At 54.6% G+C, this 445-nt stretch carries 1 rRNA gene; it reads right to left on the bottom strand.

Features of this window, described 5'->3' with window-relative positions:
* A 16S ribosomal RNA gene (locus tag LM917_RS24305) occupies positions 1 to 445 on the bottom strand; the annotation flags it as partial.

The following is a 445-nucleotide window of genomic DNA, read 5'->3' as shown; positions in this document are numbered from 1 at the left end:
TACCGCGGCTGCTGGCACGTAGTTAGCCGTGGCTTTCTCGTCAGGTACCGTCAAGGTACCGCCTTATTCAAACGGTACTGTTTCGTCCCTGACAACAGAACTTTACGACCCGAAAGCCTTCATCGTTCACGCGGCGTTGCTCCATCAGACTTTCGTCCATTGTGGAAAATTCCCTACTGCTGCCTCCCGTAGGAGTCTGGGCCGTGTCTCAGTCCCAGTGTGGCCGGTCACCCTCTCAGGTCGGCTACGCATCGTTGCCTTGGTAGGCCGTTACCCCACCAACTAGCTAATGCGCCGCAGGCCCATCTGTAAGTGGTAGCTTGCGCCACCTTTCCGTTTCGCTTCATGCGAAGCAAAACTCTATTCGGTATTAGCATAAGTTTCCCTATGTTATCCCAATCTTACAGGCAGGTTGCCTACGTGTTACTCACCCGTCCGCCGCTAG

It is taken from the genome of Brevibacillus daliensis, from assembly GCF_021245735.1.
Lineage (GTDB): Bacteria > Bacillota > Bacilli > Brevibacillales > Brevibacillaceae > Brevibacillus_B > Brevibacillus_B daliensis.
Note: the sequence above shows the minus strand (reverse complement) of the source record. Positions and strands in the feature narration are given on the sequence as shown.